The sequence below is a fragment of the Acidimicrobiales bacterium genome (genome assembly GCA_016794585.1).
In the GTDB taxonomy this organism is placed as follows: domain Bacteria; phylum Actinomycetota; class Acidimicrobiia; order Acidimicrobiales; family DATDAH01; genus JAEUJM01.
Genome location: JAEUJM010000013.1, coordinates 87,622 through 108,845, shown reverse-complemented (window position 1 = coordinate 108,845; position 21,224 = coordinate 87,622). Strand labels below are relative to the sequence as shown.

General features: G+C 71.9%; 16 protein-coding genes. 5 read left to right on the top strand and 11 right to left on the bottom strand.

Annotation, left to right across the window (positions count from 1 at the left end; genetic code table 11):
• Positions 1-111: 111 nt before the first annotated feature.
• The 4 genes from rapZ to JNK12_06085 form a co-directional block, all read right to left on the bottom strand.
• Complete coding sequence (gene rapZ, locus JNK12_06100; GenBank protein MBL8775480.1) at positions 112-966, bottom strand: RNase adapter RapZ; 855 nt, start codon at positions 964-966, stop codon at positions 112-114.
• Between the two features lie 23 nt (positions 967-989).
• A complete protein-coding gene (locus JNK12_06095; GenBank protein MBL8775479.1) occupies positions 990-1,760 on the bottom strand; it encodes a class I SAM-dependent methyltransferase in 771 nt (256 codons plus the stop codon).
• Positions 1,757-3,619 carry an excinuclease ABC subunit UvrC gene (uvrC, locus tag JNK12_06090; GenBank protein ID MBL8775478.1) on the bottom strand — a complete coding sequence of 621 codons (1,863 nt, stop codon included), beginning with the start codon at positions 3,617-3,619 and terminating at the stop codon, positions 1,757-1,759. The genes JNK12_06095 and uvrC overlap by 4 nt, the downstream gene beginning before the upstream one ends.
• A 71-nt stretch (positions 3,620-3,690) precedes the next feature.
• Complete coding sequence (locus JNK12_06085) at positions 3,691-5,895, bottom strand: sulfatase-like hydrolase/transferase (protein ID MBL8775477.1); 2,205 nt, start codon at positions 5,893-5,895, stop codon at positions 3,691-3,693.
• Between the two features lie 175 nt (positions 5,896-6,070).
• Between JNK12_06085 and nadA the strand changes: the two genes are divergently transcribed.
• The 4 genes from nadA to JNK12_06065 all read left to right on the top strand — a co-directional run bounded on the left by nadA (position 6,071) and on the right by JNK12_06065 (position 10,533).
• On the top strand, positions 6,071-7,165 hold the full coding sequence (gene nadA, locus JNK12_06080; protein ID MBL8775476.1) for a quinolinate synthase NadA: 1,095 nt from the start codon (positions 6,071-6,073) through the stop codon (positions 7,163-7,165).
• A gap of 162 nt (positions 7,166-7,327) precedes the next feature.
• Positions 7,328-8,317 carry a Gfo/Idh/MocA family oxidoreductase gene (locus tag JNK12_06075; protein MBL8775475.1) on the top strand — a complete coding sequence of 330 codons (990 nt, stop codon included), beginning with the start codon at positions 7,328-7,330 and terminating at the stop codon, positions 8,315-8,317.
• Between the two features lie 39 nt (positions 8,318-8,356).
• On the top strand, positions 8,357-9,421 hold the full coding sequence (locus JNK12_06070; protein MBL8775474.1) for a Gfo/Idh/MocA family oxidoreductase: 1,065 nt from the start codon (positions 8,357-8,359) through the stop codon (positions 9,419-9,421).
• On the top strand, positions 9,418-10,533 hold the full coding sequence (locus JNK12_06065) for a DegT/DnrJ/EryC1/StrS family aminotransferase (GenBank protein ID MBL8775473.1): 1,116 nt from the start codon (positions 9,418-9,420) through the stop codon (positions 10,531-10,533). The genes JNK12_06070 and JNK12_06065 overlap by 4 nt, the downstream gene beginning before the upstream one ends.
• Here the strand turns inward: JNK12_06065 and JNK12_06060 are convergent.
• Genes JNK12_06060 through JNK12_06050 form a run of 3 tightly spaced genes read right to left on the bottom strand, consistent with a single transcriptional unit; the run spans position 10,514 to position 13,606 of the window.
• The gene (locus tag JNK12_06060) at positions 10,514-11,926 is read right to left on the bottom strand and encodes an NAD(P)-binding protein (protein ID MBL8775472.1); all 1,413 of its coding nucleotides are present in this window, start codon (positions 11,924-11,926) and stop codon (positions 10,514-10,516) included. The genes JNK12_06065 and JNK12_06060 overlap by 20 nt on opposite strands.
• A complete protein-coding gene (locus JNK12_06055) occupies positions 11,923-12,906 on the bottom strand; it encodes a GNAT family N-acetyltransferase (protein MBL8775471.1) in 984 nt (327 codons plus the stop codon). The genes JNK12_06060 and JNK12_06055 overlap by 4 nt, the downstream gene beginning before the upstream one ends.
• Entirely contained in the window at positions 12,899-13,606 is a 708-nt protein-coding gene (locus JNK12_06050) for a class I SAM-dependent methyltransferase (protein ID MBL8775470.1), read from the bottom strand. Before JNK12_06050 ends, JNK12_06055 begins: the two co-directional genes overlap by 8 nt.
• Positions 13,607-13,709: 103 nt before the next feature.
• Between JNK12_06050 and JNK12_06045 the strand changes: the two genes are divergently transcribed.
• Complete coding sequence (locus JNK12_06045) at positions 13,710-14,444, top strand: class I SAM-dependent methyltransferase (GenBank protein ID MBL8775469.1); 735 nt, start codon at positions 13,710-13,712, stop codon at positions 14,442-14,444.
• Here JNK12_06045 and JNK12_06040 read toward each other — a convergent pair.
• The 4 genes from JNK12_06040 to uvrA form a co-directional block, all read right to left on the bottom strand.
• Positions 14,334-15,833 carry a lipopolysaccharide biosynthesis protein gene (locus JNK12_06040; protein MBL8775468.1) on the bottom strand — a complete coding sequence of 500 codons (1,500 nt, stop codon included), beginning with the start codon at positions 15,831-15,833 and terminating at the stop codon, positions 14,334-14,336. The genes JNK12_06045 and JNK12_06040 overlap by 111 nt on opposite strands.
• A gap of 50 nt (positions 15,834-15,883) precedes the next feature.
• Positions 15,884-16,969 (bottom strand): glycosyltransferase family 2 protein, encoded by a 1,086-nt coding sequence (locus JNK12_06035; protein ID MBL8775467.1) that lies wholly within the window; start codon positions 16,967-16,969, stop codon positions 15,884-15,886.
• Positions 16,966-18,279 (bottom strand): sugar transferase, encoded by a 1,314-nt coding sequence (locus JNK12_06030; protein ID MBL8775466.1) that lies wholly within the window; start codon positions 18,277-18,279, stop codon positions 16,966-16,968. Before JNK12_06030 ends, JNK12_06035 begins: the two co-directional genes overlap by 4 nt.
• An 84-nt stretch (positions 18,280-18,363) precedes the next feature.
• A complete protein-coding gene (gene uvrA, locus JNK12_06025) occupies positions 18,364-21,204 on the bottom strand; it encodes an excinuclease ABC subunit UvrA (protein MBL8775465.1) in 2,841 nt (946 codons plus the stop codon).
• Between the last annotated feature and the right edge of the window lie 20 nt (positions 21,205-21,224).

Here is a 21,224-nt window from a genome sequence, read left to right as displayed (position 1 = left end):
GGCCATTGCTCGCTTCCCGTTCTCGGCTCGGTCCTCGCCGGGCCGACCCCTCGTGGGTTCGGGCCTCGCCCACCGGGTCCACGGCCTCGGCCTCGGCCTCGTCCTCCGGCTTCAACGGTCGATGTCTCGATGGCTGACCGCCGGGCGCTCCCCGCGTGAGCGCAGCTGCTCCGCCACCTCCTCGGCGATGGCGACCGAGCGGTGGCGGCCGCCGGTGCACCCGAAGGCGATGGTCAGGTACGACTTGCCTTCGTGCTGGTAGGCCGGCACCAGCAGGCGGAGCAGCTTGCTGAGGTGGTCGAGGAAGGCGACGGCGGCGGGCTGGCCCAGCACGTACTCCTTGACCGGTTCGTCCCGCCCCGAGAGGGGCCGCAACTCGTCCACCCAGTGGGGGTTCGGCAGGAAGCGGCAGTCGAGCACGAGGTCGACGTCGAGGGGCAGGCCGTGCTTGAACCCGAACGACTCGACGGTGATCTGCATGCCGTTGTCGGCCCGGTCGCCGCCGAAGAGGTCGCCGATGCGGGCTTTCAGCTGGTGGATGTTCAGCTCGGTGGTGTCGATGACCACGTCGGCGCCCGCCTTGACGGGGTCGAGCAGCTCGCGCTCGCGCTCGATGGCATCGGCCAATCGGTCACCGTCGGCCAGCGGGTGGCGGCGCCGGGTGCTCTCGTAGCGGCGCACGAGCACCTCGGTGGAGGCGTCGAGGAACAGGACCCGCACCATCGCGTCGGTGGAGCGCAACGCCCGCAGGGACTCGAGCACCTCGCTGTGGTCGGGCCCCGACGCACCCACCACCAGGCCCACCCGCTCGTAGCCCGAGCCGGGCGCCTGGGCCAGCTCGGACACCTTCGGCATGAGTGCAGGTGGCAGGTTGTCGATGACGAACCAGCCGAGGTCCTCGAGGTTGTCGGCCGCCTGGGAGCGGCCGGCTCCGGAGAGCCCGGCGATGATGATGATCTCGCTGATGGGCCCAGCCTACCGAGGGGTCCTCAGCCGGGGTGCGGCTCCGCCCGCAGGAACAGGAGGCGGGGAATGGTCGACGCCTCCTGGTACTCCGGGGCCCGGGCCAGGAAGCCCGGCGGCGGCGCCGGCTCCTCCATGCGGGTCACGACGAGGCCATTGGCGGCCAACGCGTTCACGTAGCGGCTGAGGGGTCGGTGGATGAAGGGGATGAACACCCCGTTCTCGACCTGCTCGATGGTGCGGTCCTCGACGAGATACGGGCCGATGCGCCAGTACTGCTCGGGTGGGTCGAGCACCTGGTCGTCGATCCAGCCGCTGTTCGGCGTCTGGAGCAGCGGATGGTTGAGGAAGAACAGGAAACGACCGCCGGGGGCCAGGACCCGGGCCACCTCCGCGATGGCCTCGTCCACCGCCTCGATGTGCTCGAACACGAGGCAGGCCACCACCGCGTCGATCGAGCCCGACGCCACCGGCAGCCGGTCGGCGCCGGCGCGGGCGTAGGTCGGCCCGCCGCCACGCTGCGCCGCCTCGACCACCTGCGCCAGGGTCGGATCCACGCCCAGCACCCGGGTGGCGCCGCCGGCGAGGGCGAGTCGGGCGACCTGCCCCTCCCCCGTCCCGACGTCGAGCACGGTGTGGGCACCGGCGAGGTGCTCGGCCGCCAACGGCAGGATCTGCTCTTCGTACTCCGGGTCGGCGCCCTCGGTGAAGCCGTCCTGCCACCAGCCGGCGTGGGTCTCCCAGAGGTCGTCCGGGTCCCGCGGATCAGGCCCGCTGCGGCCGCCCTCGGCGCTCATCGCCGACCGGCCCGGTGGAGCTTGTCGAACACGGCGTCGGCCACCTTGTCGGGCAGCCACGGTAGGGCTCGCAGGGTCTCCACATCGGCCTCCTTGACCGCTTTCACCCCGCCGAGCTCCTTCACGAGGCGCTTCTTTCGGGTGGGGCCGAGGCCCGGGATGTCGTCGAGGGCGCTCTTGGTCATGCGCTTGCCGCGCAGCTCGCGGTGGTACGAGATGGCGAAGCGGTGCGCCTCGTCGCGGATCCGCTGCAGCAGGTAGAGCGCCTCGGACTGGCGGGGCAGGCGGATCGGGTCCGACTCCCCCGGCACGTAGACCTCCTCGAAGCGCTTCGCCAGCGAGGCCACCGGGATCTCGTCGGCCAGGCCGAGGTTCTCGAGGACGCGGATGGCCACCGACAGCTGACCCTTGCCACCGTCCACCACCAGGAGCTGGGGCGGATAGGCGAAGCGCCCCGGCCGCTCGTCGGCGGGCTTCTCCCGCTCGGCCAGGTAGGCGGTCAGGCGTCGCGTGAGCACCTCCTCCATGGCCGCGAAGTCGTCGTTCTGGTCGACCTCGCGGATCTTGAAGCGGCGGTACTCGCTCTTCTTGGGGAGCCCGTCCTCCATGACCACCATGGAGCCGACGTAGTCGCTGCCCTGGATGTGGCTCATGTCGTAGCACTCGATGCGCAACGGGGCGATGGGCAGTCCGAGGTGGTCCTGGAGCTCGTTCAGTGCCCTGGCCCGGCTGTTGTGGTCCGAGGCCCGCCGCAGGCGGTGGCGGGTGAGCTCCTCCTTGGCGTTGCGGGTGACGGTCTCCTGGAGCGTCCGCTTGTCGCCTCGCTGGGGCACCCGGATCGTCACCGCCGTGCCGCGGGTCTCGGCCAGCCAGCGCTCGTAGAGGTCCACGTCCTCGGGCTCGGTGGGCACCAGCACCGTCTTGGGCAGGCCGAGGGGCGGCTCGTCGTAGTAGAGGCCCTCGAGGACGTTGCTCACCAGCTCGCCCGGGGTGAGGTCCTCGACCTTGTCGACGATGAAGCCCTTGCGCCCGGACACCCGGCCCCGGCGGACGAAGAAGACCTGCACGGCGGCTTCGAGGTCGTCGTCGGCGATGCCGATCACGTCGAAGTCCTCGTTGCGCTCGGCCACCATCTGCTGCTTCTCGATGGCCTTGCGGACCGACGTCAGCTTGTCCCGCAGGCGCGCCGCCCGCTCGAAGGCCAGTTCGTCGGCGGCCTCGCGCATCTCCACCTCGAGGCGCTTGAGGATGGTGTCGGTGTCGCCGTCGAGGAAGTCGATCAGTTCGTCGACCAGCGTCCGGTAGTGCTCCTGGGTGACCTCGCCGACGCAGGGGCCGCTGCACTTCTCGATGTGGAACAGCAGGCACGGGCGGCCCAGTCGCTCGTGGCGACCGAACTTGTTGTCCGAGCAGGTGCGCAGCGGGAAGGTGCGCAGGAGCAGGTCGAGCGTCTCGCGGATCGCGTAGGCGTGGCCGTAGGGACCGAAGTAGCGCACGCCCTTGCGCTTGGCACCGCGCATGACCATGGGCCGGGGCCACTCGTCGCCCACGGTCACGGCGAGGAACGGGTAGCTCTTGTCGTCGACCAGGCGAATGTTGAACCGGGGCCGGTGCAGCTTGATGAGGCTGTACTCGAGCATCAGCGCTTCGACGTCGTTGTCGACCTGGATCCACTCGACGCTCTCGGCCGACGCCACCATCTGCGCCGTACGGATCGGCAGGTTGCGCACGAAGTAGTTGGAAAGGCGCGACCGCAGCGACTTGGCCTTGCCCACGTAGATGACGCGGCCGTCGCGGTCCTTGAACTGGTAGGAGCCGGGGGCGTCGGGGATGGTCCCCGCCGGCGGTCGCTGCACCATGGTCGGCCCAGCCTACGGGCGGGCCGACCCCGTCGATCCCGCCCGATCGCGGCCCGTCATCGGAGGAGCGATCACTGCAACCGGAGCGGCCGCAGCGTCGGCGACGACCCGCCGGTGACCTCGAGGAAGCCGATGTCGTGCTCGCCCTCGGTGAGGGCCGAGCGCAGGAGCATGGCCGCGACCCGGCCGGGGCCGAACTGGTCGGTGTACATCGGCACGACCGCGGCCACGGTGCCGTCCACGGTCACGGCGACGAGAGTCCCGTCGGGCGCGTCGCCGTTGACCCGCCCCACCACGAGCGCGGGCAGCTCCTCGCCGGCCGCCACCTCGACGCGGCGGCCGGTCTCCACCTGCGCCGGCCCCAGATCGCTGACCGGGCCGAGACCGATCGCCGCGGCCCGCCGGCCCACGAGGTCGGGACGGGGGCCGTACGTGTACCAGCGGTCCAGCCCCCGCCTCCCGGGGAGGAACGTGTCCACTCCGCCGGCAAACACGTCGTCGAGGTCGGCCTGGTCCTCGACGCCGATCGGCTCTTCGAACTGGTAGTTGGCGCCCGACAGCCCGACTGCCCGCAGGAAGGGCTTGTGGTCGCCCCGCCGCGGCTCGCCCGCCAGCGAGCGACCGTCGACCTCCCACGGGATGTCGATGTCGAGCAGGTCGGCGATGGTGGGCACCACGTCGATGTTGAGGGCGTTGCGGTCGTCGACGACGCCCTCGGTCTGACCCGGCGCCTTCACGATCAGCGGGACCCACGCCAGGTCGTGCATCGTGTCCGGATCGACCGGCGCGGGGCCGAGCCCGCGGGCCGGCGCCCCCGCCTCGAAGGTGATGCCGTGGTCCGAGGTGAGCACCACCAAGGACTCGTCGTAGAGGCCGGCCTCCTCCAGGCGGTCGATCAGGTCGCCGACGAGGGCGTCCAGGTAGCCGACCTGGAGCAGGAGGCGCTGGCGGTCGAAGTCGGCGGCCTGCTGCGACGGGCCCCGACGGTTGCCGGACGGGTCGTCGCCCCGCACCTCGGTCACCTCGCGCAGACCCTCGTCGGACGGGTACTGCTCCCCCGTCGGCAGGTGGGCGTACGGCGTGTGGGGCAGGAGCAGGTGCAGGAAGTGGACGGTCGGGCCCTCGTCCGGCTCGATGGTGCTGAGCAGGCCGTTGAGGCCCTGTGGCCGGGGCCCGAAGACGGCGAGGATGTCCGCCTCGCCCTGGTCCTCCTGTGCGTCGCGCACCTGGGCCTCGACGTCGCCCTCCTCCACCGCGCCGGCCTCCGCTGCCGCGGTCTCCGCGTCCTCGAGGTCGGTCGAGCCGCCGAGGGGGTCGGTGGGGCTGACGAGGGTGCGGTACACGGATCGGGCGTTGCGCAGCAGGGTGCCGAGGGGCGAGTCGGACAACGAGGCCGCGCCGCCGTCGTCCGAGGCGGCCGGATCCTCGGGCTCGTTGCAGATGGCCGTGGGACAGAGCGCGGTGATCGGCTCGACCGCCTCGAGGTCGTACACGCCGCCGAGCAGGGTGAAGATGTTCTCGGGGTGCGACCGGGCGTCGGCGCCGAGGTCGTCCTCGGGCATCTGGCCGGTGAGGATCGACGGCACCGCGAACAGGGTCGAGTTCGTGACGGTCGTCGTGTTCGGGTACCACGTGCTGTCGCCGGCGAGGCGGGCCAGGTTCGGATAGAGCTCGGCGTCGATCTCGCCGTCCGTGCCCACGATGGTGGTCAGCGGCCACTCGTCGAACACGATCATCACCACCGGGGGCAGGTCCTCCGGGGCGACCACGTCCAGGTTGGCCGCGTCGGCGTTCTCGGGTCGGAGCAGCTCGCTCGCCGGCGACAGCGCCAGGAAGCTGACGACGAACAGCACCGGGCCGAGGGCGAGGTAGTGCAACAGCGTGGCGGTGGCTCGCGTGCGGCGGTAGGCCCAGACGACCAGGGCGAAGGCGGCGGCGCCGATGACGACGAGCAGGAGGCCGGGCTCCCAACCCAGGTGCTTGACCAGGTACATGCCGAGCAGACCGCCCAGGACGCCCAGCGTGGCGAGGTGGACGGGTTGGCGGGCCTTGGGGGCCACGAGCCCCACCAGCGCGCCGATCCCCCACAGCACGAGCGGCGGCACGAGCAGCAGCACCAGGGCGAACGCGACGATGTCGCGGCGGCCGGCGTCCGCGAAGACGAAGACCTCCGGGCTGTCGCCGAAGACCTCGTAGAGGGGCTGCGCGACGGCCAGCCCGGAGAGGCCGAAGATCTCGACGCCTCTCCACAGCTCGGTGCGGCCGTCCGGTGACATCCCCCGATCATCCCCCGAATCCGGGGTGCGGACGCGTCACCGGGCCTAGACTGTGTTCACGCCGGCCTGGTTTCCGGCGACATATCAGCTCCGTGGGCGACATCCCCGTGGCGTGGCGACCAGGCTGCCCCCACCGCCCTTCAGCGGAGCTTCCCTCCAGGGAGGTCCCGACAACATGCTGCGGCTCCAGACATCGCTCCCCGAGCGCTACCTCGACGCAACCCCCGAACAGATCGACGAGTGGATCGGTGCGGCCAAGGCCGCGCTCGGTGACGAGGTGTTCCTCCTCGGTCACCACTACCAGCGCGACGAGGTCATGAAGTGGTGCGACGCCCGCGGCGACTCGTACCGCCTCTCCGTGCTCGCCCAGCAGCGCCCGACGGCGAAGTACATCGTGTTCTGCGGCGTGCACTTCATGGCCGAGTCGGCCGACGTGCTCACCGCCGACGACCAGCAGGTGATCCTGCCCGACCTCAACGCGGGCTGCTCCATGGCGGACATGGCCGACATCGACCAGGTCGAGGAGGCGTGGGAGGAGCTCTCGGGCGTCGTGGACGTCGAGCGGCTCGTCCCCATCACCTACATGAACTCGTCGGCCGCGCTGAAGGCCTTCGTCGGCGACCACGGCGGTGCGGTGTGCACCTCCACCAACGCCCGTGCCGTGCTCGAGTGGGCCATGGCCCGGGGTGACAAGGTGCTGTTCTTCCCGGACCAGCACCTCGGCCGCAACACCGGGTACGCGATGGGCTACACCGAGGACGACATGGCGGTGTGGAACCCCCGCTTCGACCTCGGTGGCCTCACCGAGGCCCAGTGCAAGGAGTCCACCTTCCTGCTGTGGAAGGGCCACTGCTCGGTGCACCAGCGCTTCCGGCCCGAGCACGTCGAGGCCTTCCGGGCCGAGCACCCCGACGGCCTCGTGGTGGTCCACCCCGAGTGCGCCCACGACGTGTGCGCGGTCGCCGACAAGGTGGGGTCCACCGACTTCATCATCCGGGCGGTCGACGAGGCCCCGGCGGGCACCACCATCGGGGTGGGCACCGAGATCCACCTCGTGCAACGGCTGGACGCGGAGACGCCCGACAAGACGGTCGTGTCGCTCGACCCGCTCATCTGCCCCTGCTCCACCATGTTCCGCATCGACGGCCCCCACCTGGCCTGGGTGCTCGAGCGGCTGGTCGCCGGCGAGGTGGTCAACCGCATCACGGTCGACCCCGACACCGCGGCGTCGGCGCGCGTGGCGCTCCAGCGCATGCTCGACATCGTCTGAACGCCCGTCGGGGCACCGACCGCGCAATTCGCGCCCGGGTTCGGGTTTAGTCCCCCCGGGGGGTGCCGATTGTGAGTGCATGGGAACGGTCGGCCAGGGAGCCGCGGTCGACACCGCTCGTGCACGGCACGACCGGACGACGGGATCAGGCGCTTGGGCCGCGTGAGGCGCCGCCAGCCGTCCGTGCTCGTCCTCGGAGCGGGCTCCGCCGGCAACCGCCACGCCCGCAACCTCGACTCGGCCGGCGCCAAGGTGTCCGTCGCCGACCCGTGCGCCGACCGCACCCGCGCCACCAGCGTCGCCGAGCGCGTGCCCTTCGACAGCGCCCATCTCGACGGGTTCGACGGGGTCGTCATCGCCACGCCGCCCAGCGCCCATCTCAGCCAGGTGCTCGCCGCCCTCGAGACCGGGGCCAAGGTGTTCGTCGAGAACCCGGTGAGCACGAGCGTCGCGGGCACCGAGTCGCTCCTGCTGGCCGATGATCGGGTGATGGTGGACCACCACCTGCGCTTCCACTCCCCCGTCGTGCGCCTCCTCGATATGGCCCGGAGCGGCCGGGCCGGCCGGATCACCGCCGTGCGGTCCTGGTACGGGAGCTACCTCCCCGATCGCCGGCCGACCATCGACTACCGGGCGACCAGCTCGGCGCGTGCGGCCCTCGGAGGCGGAGCGCTCCTCGACGCCATCCACGACCTCGACCTCGTCACGTGGCTGCTGGGCACCGACCTCGAGATCGTGGCGGCGCAGGCCGTCCGCCTCGGTGACCTCGACGTCGATGTCGAGGACACGGTCGCCGCGCTCCTGCGCCAACCCGCCGGCGCCCTCGCGACGCTCTCGTACGACTACCTGAGCCGCCGCTACCGGCGGGGTCTCGAGATCGTCGGCACCGACGCCACCCTGCGCCTCGACTGGTCCCGCGAGATCATCGAGGTCGAGCAGGCCGGCGACACCGAGGTCGAGCCCGCCATCGACTCCCTCGCCTCGGCCCACGAACGCCAGACGGCCTGCTTCGTGGCGTGGATCCGGGGGGACGAGCAGCCGCCGGTGCCCCTCGCGGAGTCACTCGCTGCACTCCGACTCGCCGACCAGCTCCGAGAGGTCGCCGCCGGCCCGCAGCGCTCGAGCTACGTGGGTGCGCCCGGGCCCAGGTAACCCCGATCCGGGTGGACGGCACGCCTAGGATCGCTCGACGTGACGTCCTACGCCGCACCTGCGCCGCAGGACGATGAGGTCGGGGTCGCGGTCATCGGGGCCGGCTACTGGGGTCCCAACCTGGTCCGGAACTTCCTCGTCTGCCCCTCCGCCTGGTTGTGGACGGTCTGCGACCTCGATCGGGACCGGGCCGCCAAGGTCGTCGGGCGCCACTCGTCGATCGGCGTCACGGACCGCCTCGACGACGTGCTCGCCGACGAGCGCATCGAGGCCGTGGCCATCGCCACCCCGGCGGCCACCCACCTGCCGATCGCGCTCGCGGCCATCGAGGCGGGCAAGCACGTCCTCGTCGAGAAGCCCCTGGCGCTCTCGGCCGAGGATGCCCGCACCATCGCCCGGGCGGCCGACGCGGCCGGCGTCGTCGCGATGTGTGACCACACCTTCTGCTACACGCCGGCGGTGCGGCGCATCCGCAGCGAGATCGCCGACGGCAACCTCGGCCGCATCCAGTACGTCGACTCCGTGCGCATGAACCTCGGCATCGTCCAGCGCGACATCGACGTGTTCTGGGACCTGCTCCCCCACGACCTCTCCATCCTCGACTCCGTGCTCCCCCCTGGCTGCGATCCTGTCGCCGTCTCCGCGCTGGGCGTGGACCCCATCGGCGCCGGCCGGGCGTGTGTGGGCTACGCCACCCTCCTGCTCCCGGACGAGGCCATCGCCCACGTCCACGTCTCGTGGCTGAGCCCGGTGAAGATCCGCAACGTCGTCTTCGGTGGCTCCGAGCGCCACCTCGTGTGGAACGACACCAACCCGGCCCAGCGCATCGCCACCTACGAGCGCAGCGTCGATGTCGCCCTGGTCGACACCGAGGAGCAGCGGGAGATGATGGTCCAGTACCGCACCGGCGACATGCTCGCCCCCGCGCTCAACGAGACCGAGGCGCTCCAGGCGCTCGTTCGGGACTTCACGAGGTGTGTCCGGTCGGGCGAGCGCCCGCTCACCGACAGCTGGTCGGGGGTGCGCGTCCTCGAGATCCTCGAAGCGGTCGACGCCAGTCGTGCCGCCCGGGGTGCCCTGGTCCCCGTGACCACCACCCGATGACGGAGCCGCCCATCCCGCTGGTCGACCTCGGGATCCAGCACCGGCGCATCGCCGACGAGATCCGCCCCGAGCTCGACGCGGTCCTCGAGACCACCGCGTTCGTCAAGGGACCGGCGGTCGAGGCCTTCGAGCGCGAGTTCGCCGCCTACGTCGGCACCGACCACTGCGTCGGTGTCGCGAACGGCACGGACGCCCTCGAGCTCGCGTTGCGCTCGGTCGGGGTGGGGACGGGCGACCGCGTCGTCGTGCCGGTCAACACCTTCATCGCCTCCGCCGAAGCGGTGGTGCGGGCCGGCGCCACCCCCGTCCTCGTCGACTGCGAGCCCGACCACCAGTTGATCGACGTCGACCGGGCCGTGACCGCGGCGGGTGCCCACCGGGCCCGCGCGGTCATCGCCGTCGACCTCTTCGGCCAGTGCGCGCCGCTCGACGAGCTGGCCGCGGCGCTCGCCGGCACCGGCGCGGTCCTGGTGGAGGACGCCGCGCAGAGCCAGGGCGCGACCCACCGTGGCCGTGGCATCGGCGGCGTGGCCGCGATCGCCGCCACGAGCTTCTATCCCGGGAAGAACCTCGGCGCCTACGGGGACGGCGGTGCGGTGGTGACCGATCGGTCCGATCTCGCCGACCAGGTCCGGCTCCTCGGAGACCACGGCAGCCGCACCCGCTACGTCCACGAGGTCGTCGGCACCAACTCACGCCTCGACACCGTGCAAGCGGTGGTGCTGCGGGCCAAGCTCCGCCGTCTCGACGCGTGGAACGCCGAGCGGGCAGAGGCGGCCCAGCGCTACCAGGACGCGCTGGCCGGCACCGGGATCGGCCTGCCCCGTACGGCCCCCGACAACGGCCATGTCTGGCATCTGTTCGTGGTGCGCGTGCCCCGCCGTGACGAGGTCCTGAACGCGCTGCATCGATCCGGGATCGGGGCCGGGATCCACTACCCGGTACCGATCCACCTCCAGCCCGCCTTCGCGTCGCTCGGCCATCGCCCGGGCGACTTCCCCCATGCCGAGGAGGCGGCGGCCGAGATCCTCTCGCTGCCGCTGTATCCCGGCATCACCCCGCAACAGCAGGACCGCGTGGTCGCGGCATTGCTCAGCGCGCTGGAGCGCTGAGCGCCTCTGCGGCGGCGAGACCCTGGACGACCTGCTCGTTGAAGGTGTCCACCCCGAACGACGTGGCGCCCGCCACGACCGAGGCGCTGAGCCCCAGCGCGTCGTAGGCGGCGCGGGCGGCACCGAAGGCGGCGCGGTTCTCGTGGGACGGGGCCACGAAGGCCGGTTGCGACGCCGCCGCCACCTGCTGCACGGCGGCGCCGGGCCGGATGACACCGAGGTCGGTGAGCGCGCCGACCGTGAGGGGCAGCCACTCCTCCGCCGAGGCTCGGCGGTGGTCCACCTCGCAGCACAGGGTGCGGTGACCGGTCCGACGGTCGACCAGGCTCTCGGTCACCCGGTAGAGGCCGATGTCCGGCTCGGCCGAGCACAGGACGCTCGGCAGGTCCACGACGTCGTCGTCGGGGACGTCGACCCACACCATGGTGGCGGGGACCCGCTCGGCGGGCAGATCGACGCCCGCAGCGCGGAACAGCTCGCCGGCGCCCACCCCCACGACGGGACGCTCGGCGGTGCGGGTGCCCCCGTCGGCGAAGTCCAGGTGGACCTCCCGGGCGCCGGCGTCGGAGATCCGGGTGAGCGCGCCCGACCGGTGGATGGCGATGCCGGGTGCCGCCTCGACCCGGGTCACGAGGCGCAGGACGATCTCGCCCATCCCGCCGTTCTGGACCGACCAGAGCGGTCGGTCGGGCCGGTAGGTGAGCGTGCCGGCGCAGGCCTGCCAGGCGGTGACCGGGTGGAACAGCGGCATCCAGATCTTGCGGTGCAGCGCGGCGACGACCGAGTCCGCACCCCCCGGCAGGATCTTGTCCGCCACCGGTGCGATGAGGAGGTCGTGGAAGGTGGCGCCCGTGTGGGCGCGGCCGGCCTCGGAGTAGCGCAACGACCAGCGCTCGTGCTCACGGTCGGGCGCGTACAGCCCTCGGGGGCCGAGCGCATCGACGCACGCCTTCGCCTCCGCCGCCATGGTCGAACGCAGGTCCTCCTCGACGGCGTCGCCGAGCCCGGACAGGTCACCGGTGAGCACGTAGTCGGTCATGCGGCGCCGGCCGACCGAGGCCTGGGGGGCGGACAGCTCGACGAGGTCGCCACCGGCGAGGTCGCGCACGAAGGCGTCGATGCGGGCGAGGTACGGACGGTGGCCGTGGGGCCCGGGCCGATAGGCGGAGAGCGGTGGCGACTCCCCGGGCGTCGCGTCGTAGCTCAGCTCGATGAGCCGGGCCCCGAGCTCGAGGCGTCGCCCCGAGACGGTGATGGGCGTGAAGCCCCCGCCCACGCCCGACTCGGGGAGGTGCAGCTCGACCCGCCGGCCGGCTGCGGCGAGGGCGTCGGCGGCGACCAGGGACGCCACGCTGCCGCCCACCACCACGACAGGGGACCCGCCGGCGCTCACGGCCGCACCCCACCCTCGGACCGCCGGACCAGGGTCAGGCGAGGCTCGATGCGACACCCCACGCTGCGCTTGAACTGCACCAGCCCGTGGTTGGGGACGCCGTCCTCGCTCGAGATGCCGATGTCGATGGTCGCGGCGCCGGCCGCGAGCGCGTGCTCGACCACCGCGCGGACGAGGACGTTCATGGGTGAGACCGCCAGGGCGTGGCCGGCGTCACCCCAGTACTGGACGAGGTCGCGGCCCGGGGCGATCCGGTACACGAGCGCGGCGGCGCACACGGCGCCGTCGGAGGAGGCGACGATCAGCCGCACACGTCCAGGAAAGGCGTCGCGGATGGCGCGCACGTACTCCAGGGGCAGGCGCATCGGACGTCCCCGGTCGACCCGGTTGCGGCGGAGGACCTCGTAGGCCTCGGCCCAACGCGGGTCGTCGTCCTGGGCCACCTGGTGGACGTCGAGGCCGAGCGCCTCCGAGCGGCGCAGCATCTTGCGGGCCGCGGGCTTGAGACCGGCGACGTACCCGTCGACCGTGTCGACCGAGGCGAGGTCGAGATGGAAGTTGAGCTCGCAGCCCGTCACCGCGAACCCGCGGTTCAACAGCGCGAACTCGAGCACGGCCTCGTTGGCGCCGTAGTGCGGCGGCTTGGCCCGCACCTCGACGGCCCGGTCGGGCGGGAGCGCGTCCAGCGCGTGTGCCACCAGGCGCTCGACGTTGGCCACCGTCTCGTTCGGCTTGACCACGTCGATGCCACCGAACGGCGCGCTGTAGCCCGAGACCACCCCGTCGTCGTCGTGCCCGCCCACGAACGAGCCGACGAGACGACCCTGCTCGTCGTGGTGGTCCACCCGTACCCTCGTGTCGAGGGCGCCCGGCCGCAGGTCGTAGAACCGGGCGGTGTTCCAGAGCACCAGGTGCGGCTCGGACGGGTCGGCCACCGAGGCGGAGTCGAGGACCGCCTCGGCGAGGGCGAGGTCAGCCACGGCTCGCCTCCGCGGCGGGTCGGAAGACGAGGTAGTTCATCGAGGCGTGCTCGGGCAGGTGACGGGCGGCGGCCACGAACCCCTCGAGGACGGCGTCGGGCAACGTGGCCATGAGGTCGTTGGGGAGCGGCTTGAGCATGATGCCGCCCCGGTGCACCACCACCAGGCCCGCGCCGGCGCCGAGGGAGGTGAGGCGCTCGACGTCGAGCACCTCGATGGTTTCGTAGGCCCGACCTCGGTCGGACACCTCGTCGAGCGAGGCGATCAGCCCCATCTCGCGTCCGACCAGGCGGTGGATCGACGCCGGGTTCTGCAGCGACACGTGCAGCTCGCCCCCCGGGGCCAGGTGGTGGGCGGCGACGGCGAAGAGGGCCGCCGGGTCGGGAACCTCGTGAACCACGTTGGCGGCGACCACGTGGTCGAACCGGTCCGCCAGGTCGAGCTCGAGGAGGTCCGAGCGCACGAACCGGGCGTCCGCGAGCCCGCGCTGCTCGGCACGGGCCAGGTAGGCGGGGGCATGGTCCACCCCCACGACCGACGCGCCGGCGGCGCAGAGCGCGGCCGACATGCGCCCGGTGGCACAGCCGAGCTCGAGCACCGAGGCCCCGGGACGCACCCGCTCGACGATGGCTCGGGCCGTGGCATCGGTGTACCAGTGGTCGAAGTCCGTGTCGGGGTCGTACCGGTCGGCGTACGTCATCTGGCACCTCAACCTACTGTTGGGGTGCTCCCGAGCCGGGTGTTTCGGCCGATAGCCACAGGTGGACCAACGTGCCTCGGACGAGGGCGAGGAGTGACCGGACATGGCCGTGCAACTGACGCCCGATGACCTCGACCACTACGCGTCGACCTACTACCTCAACGCCGAGGTGGACGACGTCGACATCGAGGAGCTGGCCCAGCGCCACAGCGTCCCCGACCTCCTGCGGGCGGTCGACGGCTGCGACCGCGTGCTGGAGATGGGCTTCGGCACGGGCCTCATCACCGGTGAGTTGCTCGCCGCCGGCGTCCCCCTCGAGGTGCTCGAGGGCAGCGCGGTGCTGCGGGAGCACGCGATGGCGGTCCATCCCGGACTGACCGTCCACCTCTCGATGTTCGAGGAGTTCGAGCCGGCCGAGCCGTTCGACGCCGTCCTCGCGCTGCACGTCCTCGAGCACGTCGACCACCCGCGGGAGCTGCTGCGCCACGTCGAGCGCTGGGTCCGCCCTGGCGGCATCCTCGTGGCCGTGACCCCGAACGCACGCTCCCTGCACCGCCTCCTCGGGGTCCAGATGGGGCTCCAGGAGCGCCTGGATGACCTGTCCGCCCGAGACCACCTGGTCGGCCACCAGCGCGTGTACGACCTCGAGGGCCTCGAAGACGAGCTCACCGGGGCCGGGCTCGAGGTGACCGGCTCGTTCGGCTACTTCGTCAAGCCGCTCGCCAACTCACAGATGGTCGGCTGGTCCCGCGAGGTACTCGACGGCCTCAACGCCATCTCGTCCCAGGTCCCCACCGAGCTGCTCGCCAACATCGGCGTGGTCGCCCGCCGCCGCTGAGCCCTCGTCCGTCGGCCCGACTCGCCCCCTGCCCTCCAACAGCGGGAGGCCGACCACGACGGTCCCCACCGCCGCCCAGGCGCCGACCAGGATCAGGTTGAGGGCCAAGGGGAGGCTCCGACCGGCCATGGCGGTGGCGCCGGCGGCGAGGCCGATGGCCAGGACCGGCACGACGAGGCGACGGGTGGAGGCACCCACCGTCGTGCGCAGGGCGGAGAAGGTGACCAGCACGGCCACGACCTCGGCGAGCAACGCGGCCGAGGCGGCGCCGGTGGAAGCGGACGACCCCACGAGAGCCACGCCCACGAGCAGGTTCACGACGAGCCCTGAGGCGACCGCGGCGAGGTAGCGGGCGGCCCGTTCCTGGGCGAGCAGCAGCACCTCGCCGTAGGTGCGCACGACCCACAGCACCGACACGGCCGAAAGGAGGGCGAGGGTGGCCACCGACCCCGCCCGGTCCCCGGCGCCGAAGAGCAGGTCGAGGACTCGACGCCCGTCCACCGACAGCAGCACCGCGGCGGGCACCATCACCATGAGGACGGTGGCGGTGATCCGGCCGGCATCGTCGACGGCGCGCTCCCCCCGACCGTCGAGGAGCTGCGAGCGCACCATGGGGAGCAGGGGCAGGAGGACCGCGGCGCCGAGGATGCCGAGCGCCTCGGGGACCTTCTGGGCGATCGAGAAGGTCCCGACCACCGTGGAGGTGGACAGCACCACGAGAAGGAGGGCGCTGACGCGCGGGCCCACGATGACGAGGGTGGAGCCCACGGCCGTGTGGCGTCCCTCGGCGTCGAGCATCGGCCCCGAGGGGCTCCCGGCGCCGCCGGGAAACGTGAGGGTGCGCAAGGACGCGACGGCGGCGCTGGCGAGGTTCGTGGCGGCGTAGACCGCGAGCACGGCCAGCGGTCCGCCGCCCACGAGCACGATCGCGGTGCCGGCCGCCACGAACAGGGCCCGCTCGCCGACGAGCAGACGCGCCTCGGTCGTGACCGAGCCCACCGAGCGGAGGGCGGCGAAGCCGATCTCGGTGATCCCGCTCGCCACGGCGATCAGGCCCGCCATGGCGACGAGCTGCACCGAGACCGTGTCCTGCACGCGGGGCGCCGCCACGATGACCGTGAGGGCGAGTAGCAGACCGGCGCCGCCCCGCAGCGCGGCGGCCCGGACGAAACTGCTCCGGAGCGCGGCCCGATCGGCGGCGGCGTGGCGGACGACCGTGCGGGTCGTGCCGAGGTCGCTCAGACCCCCGATGACGACGACCAGCACGAGGGCGGTGCTCAACACGCCGAACTCGACGGCGTCGAAGACGCGAGCGGCGAGGAGGAACCAGGCGAGGCCCAGGAGCTGTGCCACGACCCGGGCGCCGGCCAGGCCGCTCAACTTGGCCACCACACCGTGCTCCCAGGAGGACACGCGCCCGCGACGCCCGTCGAGGGCCGTCATGGGGCCGCCGAATCCCTCCGTCGCCCTCGGCCGGACACCAGGTCCCGCACGAGGCCGGTCAGGACGCCCGCACCCCAGCTGGCGTGCATGGTCGGGAGCGCGGCGGCGAACACGAGGGGCGACCCGTCCCGTCGTCCCGGACGGGTACGCACCACGGCGGTGACGACGACGCCGAGGTACGCCAGCGCCGAGCCCGCGGCCAGACGGCGGCCGTGGCCGGCCACGCTGGCGGCGGCGAGCACGATGCCCCCCGCCACGGCCACCGGCGGGACCAGGTGGCGGGCCCGGATCGAGCGGGGGTGGCGGCGCATAACCGTGGCCTTCCACCGGCCGTAGGCGAAGAACTGGCGCCCGAGGGCCCGCAGGGAGCCACGCGGCCGGTACACCGACGAGATCTCCGGACAGAACACGAGACGGCCGCCGTTCTGACGGAGCCGGTAGTTGAACTCGTAGTCCTCGTTGCGCAGCAGGGTCTCGTCGTAGCCCCCGGCGGCGACCATCGGCGCCTTCCGGAACGTCGGGTGGCTGATGGTGTCGACCTCGACCCGGCTGTCCGAGGACCGATGGGGCGAGGCCATGCCGAAGGGCGACGCCATCGCCCAGCCGATGGCCCGCGACCGACGGTCCGTCCCCTCGTGCTCGTAGCGCCCGCCCACACCGACCGCCCCGGTCTCCTCGAGGAGGCGGACCGAGTTGGCCACATAGTCCACCGCAGGCACACCGTGGGCGGAGAGGTAGCACAGGACGTCCCCCCGAGAGCCGGCCAAGCCGATGTTGGCGGCGGCGGCCGCCAGCCTTCTCGGGTTGTCCAGCAGGCGGATGCGGGGGCAGTCGGCGGCGAGAGCCTCGACCACCTCCCGGCTGCCGTCGGTCGAGCCGCCGTCCACCACCAGCACCTCGATCAGCTCCGCCGGGTAGCTCTGGTCCAGGAAGCCCTGCACACAGGGTCCGATGTGGTGGATCTCGTCGAGCATCGGGATGACGACCGAGACGAGGGGGAGGTCGGGCGTCGCGGTCGGCTCACTCTGGGGCGCCCCGAGTGCCGCTCCCGTGGGCGACAGGTCGCGCTCGACCGTGATCATCGGCCCTGGCGTCCCGTGACGGAGCGCAACGTGCGTCCGACGATGCGCAGATCGAGCCCGACCCCTTGGCGGCGGAGGTAGAAGAACTCGTACTGGAGCTTCTCGAGGGCGTCGCGCTCGTCGCCGGCGTAGCCGTACTTCACCTGGGCCCAGCCGGTGAGCCCCGGTCGGACCAGGTGGCGCAACGAGTAGAAGGGAAGCTTCTCGGTCAGTTCCTCGACGTAGGCCGGTTGCTCGGGCCGGGGCCCGACGACGGCCAGGTCGCCCCGCAGGATGTTCACGACCTGGGGCAGCTCATCGAGGTGGCTGCGCCTCAGGATGCTCCCGAAGGGCGTGATGCGGGGATCGTCCTCGGTGGTCCACTCCGTGACCGCGGGACCGTTCGTCGGGGCCCGCATCGTGCGGAACTTCAGGATCTCGAACTCGACGCCCGCCTTGCCGACGCGCGGCTGGCGGTAGAACAGCGGCCCTCGATTGGCCACGAGGTTGGCGAGGGCGACGACCGGTACCGCCAGTGCGAGCACCATCAGGCCGATGGCCGCGAGCGTGACGTCGATGAGGCGCTTCACCCGGCCGTACCGGGCCCGGTGCACCTCCCCGATGTCGAACATCAGCGACACACGCTCGAGCTCGGACACGGGCAGCTTCCCGAGCCACTCCTCGTAGAACAGCGAGAGCGTGCGGAGGCGGGTCCCCGACTCGTGCAGCACAGCGGCCTGGCTGACGATGCTGGGCTCGACCTGGGCGGCGCGGTCCAGCACCACCACCGTGGCCTCCTCGGCGCCCACCAGGTCGAACAGCGGGCGCCCGTGGAGCCCCGTCACCTTGGCCTCGTCGGGTGACAGCACCGCGACGATCTCGGCGGGCACCTCCGCGAAACGGTCCATCTCGTCGCGCAGGGCGGCGATCTCCGCCAGGTCGCCCACGACGACCACACGGTCCTGGTGGAGGGACCGGTCGCGTGAGCCGTCGGACAGGCCGACGCAGATCAGGTACCACGGGACGAGCACCAGCACCGAGGCGAACACGACGAACCGGGGCAGCAGCGCGTCGCCGGCGACCAGTTGGACGAGCGAGATGGCGGCGGCGGCGCCGAAGGTCGCCGCGATGGCGGACGCGATCCCCGACCGTCGGGTGCGAGGCAGGTCCGGGAGCCCCACCGCGTACGCCCCCACCACCAGCAGGACGAGGTAGGCGATGGCCCAACCGAAGCGGAACGAGCTGGTGAAGTCGTAGGGCGGGTCGGCGATGCGGCTCGCGTGGAGCTTGCTGAAGCCGAAGACGGCCGCGACCGTGCCCGCGACGAGCAAGGCCCTGGACGTCCGCTGGCTTGCTCCCACCCTCTCCCATCGGCCGCGAACGGGCGTCGCTGAGGCCGTCCGGGCGGGGGGCGGTCAGTCGTTCGACAGCAGCGGGGCCAGGAACTGGCCGGTGTAGCTCTCGGGCGTCTTGGCCACGAGCTCCGGCGTGCCCTCCACCACCACCGTGCCTCCGCCCTTGCCCCCCTCGGGGCCGAGGTCGATGATCCAGTCGGCGGTCTTGATGACGTCCAGGTTGTGCTCGATGACCAGGACGGTGTTGCCCTGGTCGACCAGGCGCGACAGCACCGTCAGGAGCTTGCGGATGTCCTCGAAGTGCAGGCCCGTCGTGGGCTCGTCGAGGATGTAGATGGTGTGGCCGGTGGAGCGCTTGGCCAGCTCGCTGGCCAGCTTCACCCGCTGCGCCTCGCCGCCCGAGAGCGTGGGGGCGGGCTGACCGAGGCGAACGTAGCCGAGGCCTACGTCCACCAGCGTCTGCATGTGGCGGGCGATGGGCGGCTGGTTGGCGAAGAACTCGAGCGCCTCCTCGCAGGACAGGTCGAGCACCTCGGCGATGTTCTTGTCCTTGAAGGCGATGTCGAGCGTGTCCCGGTTGTAGCGGGCCCCCTTGCACACCTCGCAGGGCACGTACACGTCGGGCAGGAAGTGCATCTCGATCTTGATGGTGCCGTCGCCCGCGCAGGCCTCGCAGCGGCCGCCCTTCACGTTGAACGAGAAGCGACCGGGCAGGTAGCCCCGGACCTTGGCCTCATGGGTCTGGGCGAACAGCTTGCGGATGTGGTCGAACACGCCCGTGTAGGTGGCGGGGTTGGAGCGGGGGGTGCGCCCGATGGGCGACTGGTCGATGTTGATGACCTTGTCGAGCAGGTCGATGCCCTCGACCGACGTGTGGCGGCCGGGCGGGGTCTTGGAGGTGTAGATGGTCTGCATCAACGAGCGGTACAGGATCTCGTTGACGAGGGTGGACTTGCCCGAGCCCGAAACGCCGGTGACGGCCACGAAGCAGCCGAGGGGGAAGTCGACGTCGATGTCCCGGAGGTTGTTCTCGCGGGCGCCGCGGACGCCCAGCCAGCGCTCGCCGGGCGGGCGGCGGGTGGCGGGCACGGGGATGGTCTTCTTGCCGGACAGGTACTGGCCCGTGATCGAGCCCTTCGTCTTCAGGAGCTTGGCGACGGGCCCCGAAAACACGACGTCGCCCCCGTGCTCGCCGGCCCCCGGCCCGATGTCGACCACGTGGTCGGCCACCCGGATGGTGTCCTCGTCGTGCTCGACCACGAGGACGGTGTTGCCCAGCTCGCGGAGGCGCACGAGGGTGTCGATGAGCCGGCGGTTGTCCCGCTGGTGCAGCCCGATGGAGGGCTCGTCGAGGACGTAGAGGACGCCCACGAGGCCGCTGCCGATCTGGGAAGCGAGCCGGATGCGCTGGGCCTCGCCGCCGGCGAGCGTGGCCGACGAGCGGTGCAGGCTGAGGTAGTCGAGGCCCACGTCGAGGAGGAAGCCCATGCGGGCGTTGACCTCCTTGACGACGCGCTCGGCGATCATGCGGTCCCGCTCGGAGAGCTGGAGCTCGGCCAGGGCCTTGGCCGAGTCGCTGATGGACATCGAGCAGAGGTCGTGGATGTTCAGGCCGTCGATGGTCACCCCGAGCGACAGCGGCTGGAGGCGGGCACCGGCACAGTCGTGGCAGGGCACCTCGCGCATGTAGCCCTCGATCTGCTCGCGCTGGGTGTCGGACTCGGCGTCGGCGTGGCGGCGCTGGAGGTACGGCACCACCCCCTCGTACTGGGCGTGGTACGAGCGGGTGCGGCCGTAGCGGTTCTTGTACTTGACGTGCACCCGGTCGGCGCCGGCACCGAAGAGCAGCAGCTGGCGCTGGGCGTCGTTGAGGTCGGCGAAGGGCACGTCGGTGGGGATGGCGTGCTCGGCGGCGACCGACTCGACCAGGCGCTTGAAGTACTGGTTGTGGCCGCGCGCCCAGGGCGCGAGCGCCCCTTCGTCGACGCTGAGGGCCGGGTTGGGCACCACCAGCTCGGGGTCGACCTCGAAGCGGGTGCCCAGTCCGTCACAGCGGGGGCACGCCCCGTACGGCGAGTTGAACGAGAAGTTGCGGGGCGCCAGCTCGTCGTAGGAGGCCCCGCACGTCGGGCAGGCCAGGTGCTGGCTGAAGGTCAGCGTCTCCTCGCTTCCCTGGCCCTCTTTGGGCACGACCTGCACCTCGGCCACGCCCTCGGCGAGGCGCAGCGCGGTCTCGAGGGAGTCGGTCAGGCGGCGCTCGATGCCCTCGCGCTTCACGAGGCGGTCGATGATGACCTCGATGGTGTGGGTCTCGTACCGGGCCAGCTCGATGGCCTCGGTGAGCTCCTGGATCTCGCCGTCGATGCGGGCCCGGGCGTACCCCTGGGTGGCGAGGTCGGCCAGCAGGGTCGTGTAGTTGCCCTTGCGGCCCCGGACCACGGGCGCCAGCACCTGGAAGCGGGTGCCTTCGGGCAGCTCGAGGATGCGGTCGACGATCTGCTGAGGCGTCTGGCGGGTGATGACCGTGCCGTCGTTCGGGCAGTGGGGCACACCGATGCGGGCGTAGAGCAGACGCAGGTAGTCGTAGACCTCGGTGACCGTGCCGACCGTCGACCGGGGGTTGCGCGAGGCGCTCTTCTGGTCGATCGAGATGGCCGGCGACAGGCCCTCGATGAAGTCGACGTCGGGCTTGTCCATCTGCCCGAGGAACTGGCGGGCGTAGGACGAGAGCGACTCGACGTAGCGACGCTGGCCCTCGGCGTAGATGGTGTCGAAGGCGAGCGACGACTTGCCCGAGCCCGACAGGCCGGTGAACACGATGATCTTGTCCCGCGGGAGGTCCAGCGAGATGTTGCGCAGGTTGTGCTCCCGCGCGCCTCGGATCACCAGCGTGTCGGCCACCGGCGCCCACCCTACCGGCG

Excerpts from the sequence above, each read along its gene's own strand:
- JNK12_06045 (MBL8775469.1), top strand. The coding sequence starts at position 13,710 with ATGGCCGTGCAACTGACGCCCGATGACCTCGACCACTACGCGTCGACC.
- uvrC (MBL8775478.1), bottom strand. The coding sequence starts at position 3,619 with ATGGTGCAGCGACCGCCGGCGGGGACCATCCCCGACGCCCCCGGCTCC.
- JNK12_06095 (MBL8775479.1), bottom strand. The coding sequence starts at position 1,760 with ATGAGCGCCGAGGGCGGCCGCAGCGGGCCTGATCCGCGGGACCCGGAC.
- nadA (MBL8775476.1), top strand. The coding sequence starts at position 6,071 with ATGCTGCGGCTCCAGACATCGCTCCCCGAGCGCTACCTCGACGCAACC.
- JNK12_06065 (MBL8775473.1), top strand. The coding sequence starts at position 9,418 with ATGACGGAGCCGCCCATCCCGCTGGTCGACCTCGGGATCCAGCACCGG.
- JNK12_06050 (MBL8775470.1), bottom strand. The coding sequence starts at position 13,606 with ATGACGTACGCCGACCGGTACGACCCCGACACGGACTTCGACCACTGG.
- JNK12_06085 (MBL8775477.1), bottom strand. The coding sequence starts at position 5,895 with ATGTCACCGGACGGCCGCACCGAGCTGTGGAGAGGCGTCGAGATCTTC.
- JNK12_06035 (MBL8775467.1), bottom strand. The coding sequence starts at position 16,969 with ATGATCACGGTCGAGCGCGACCTGTCGCCCACGGGAGCGGCACTCGGG.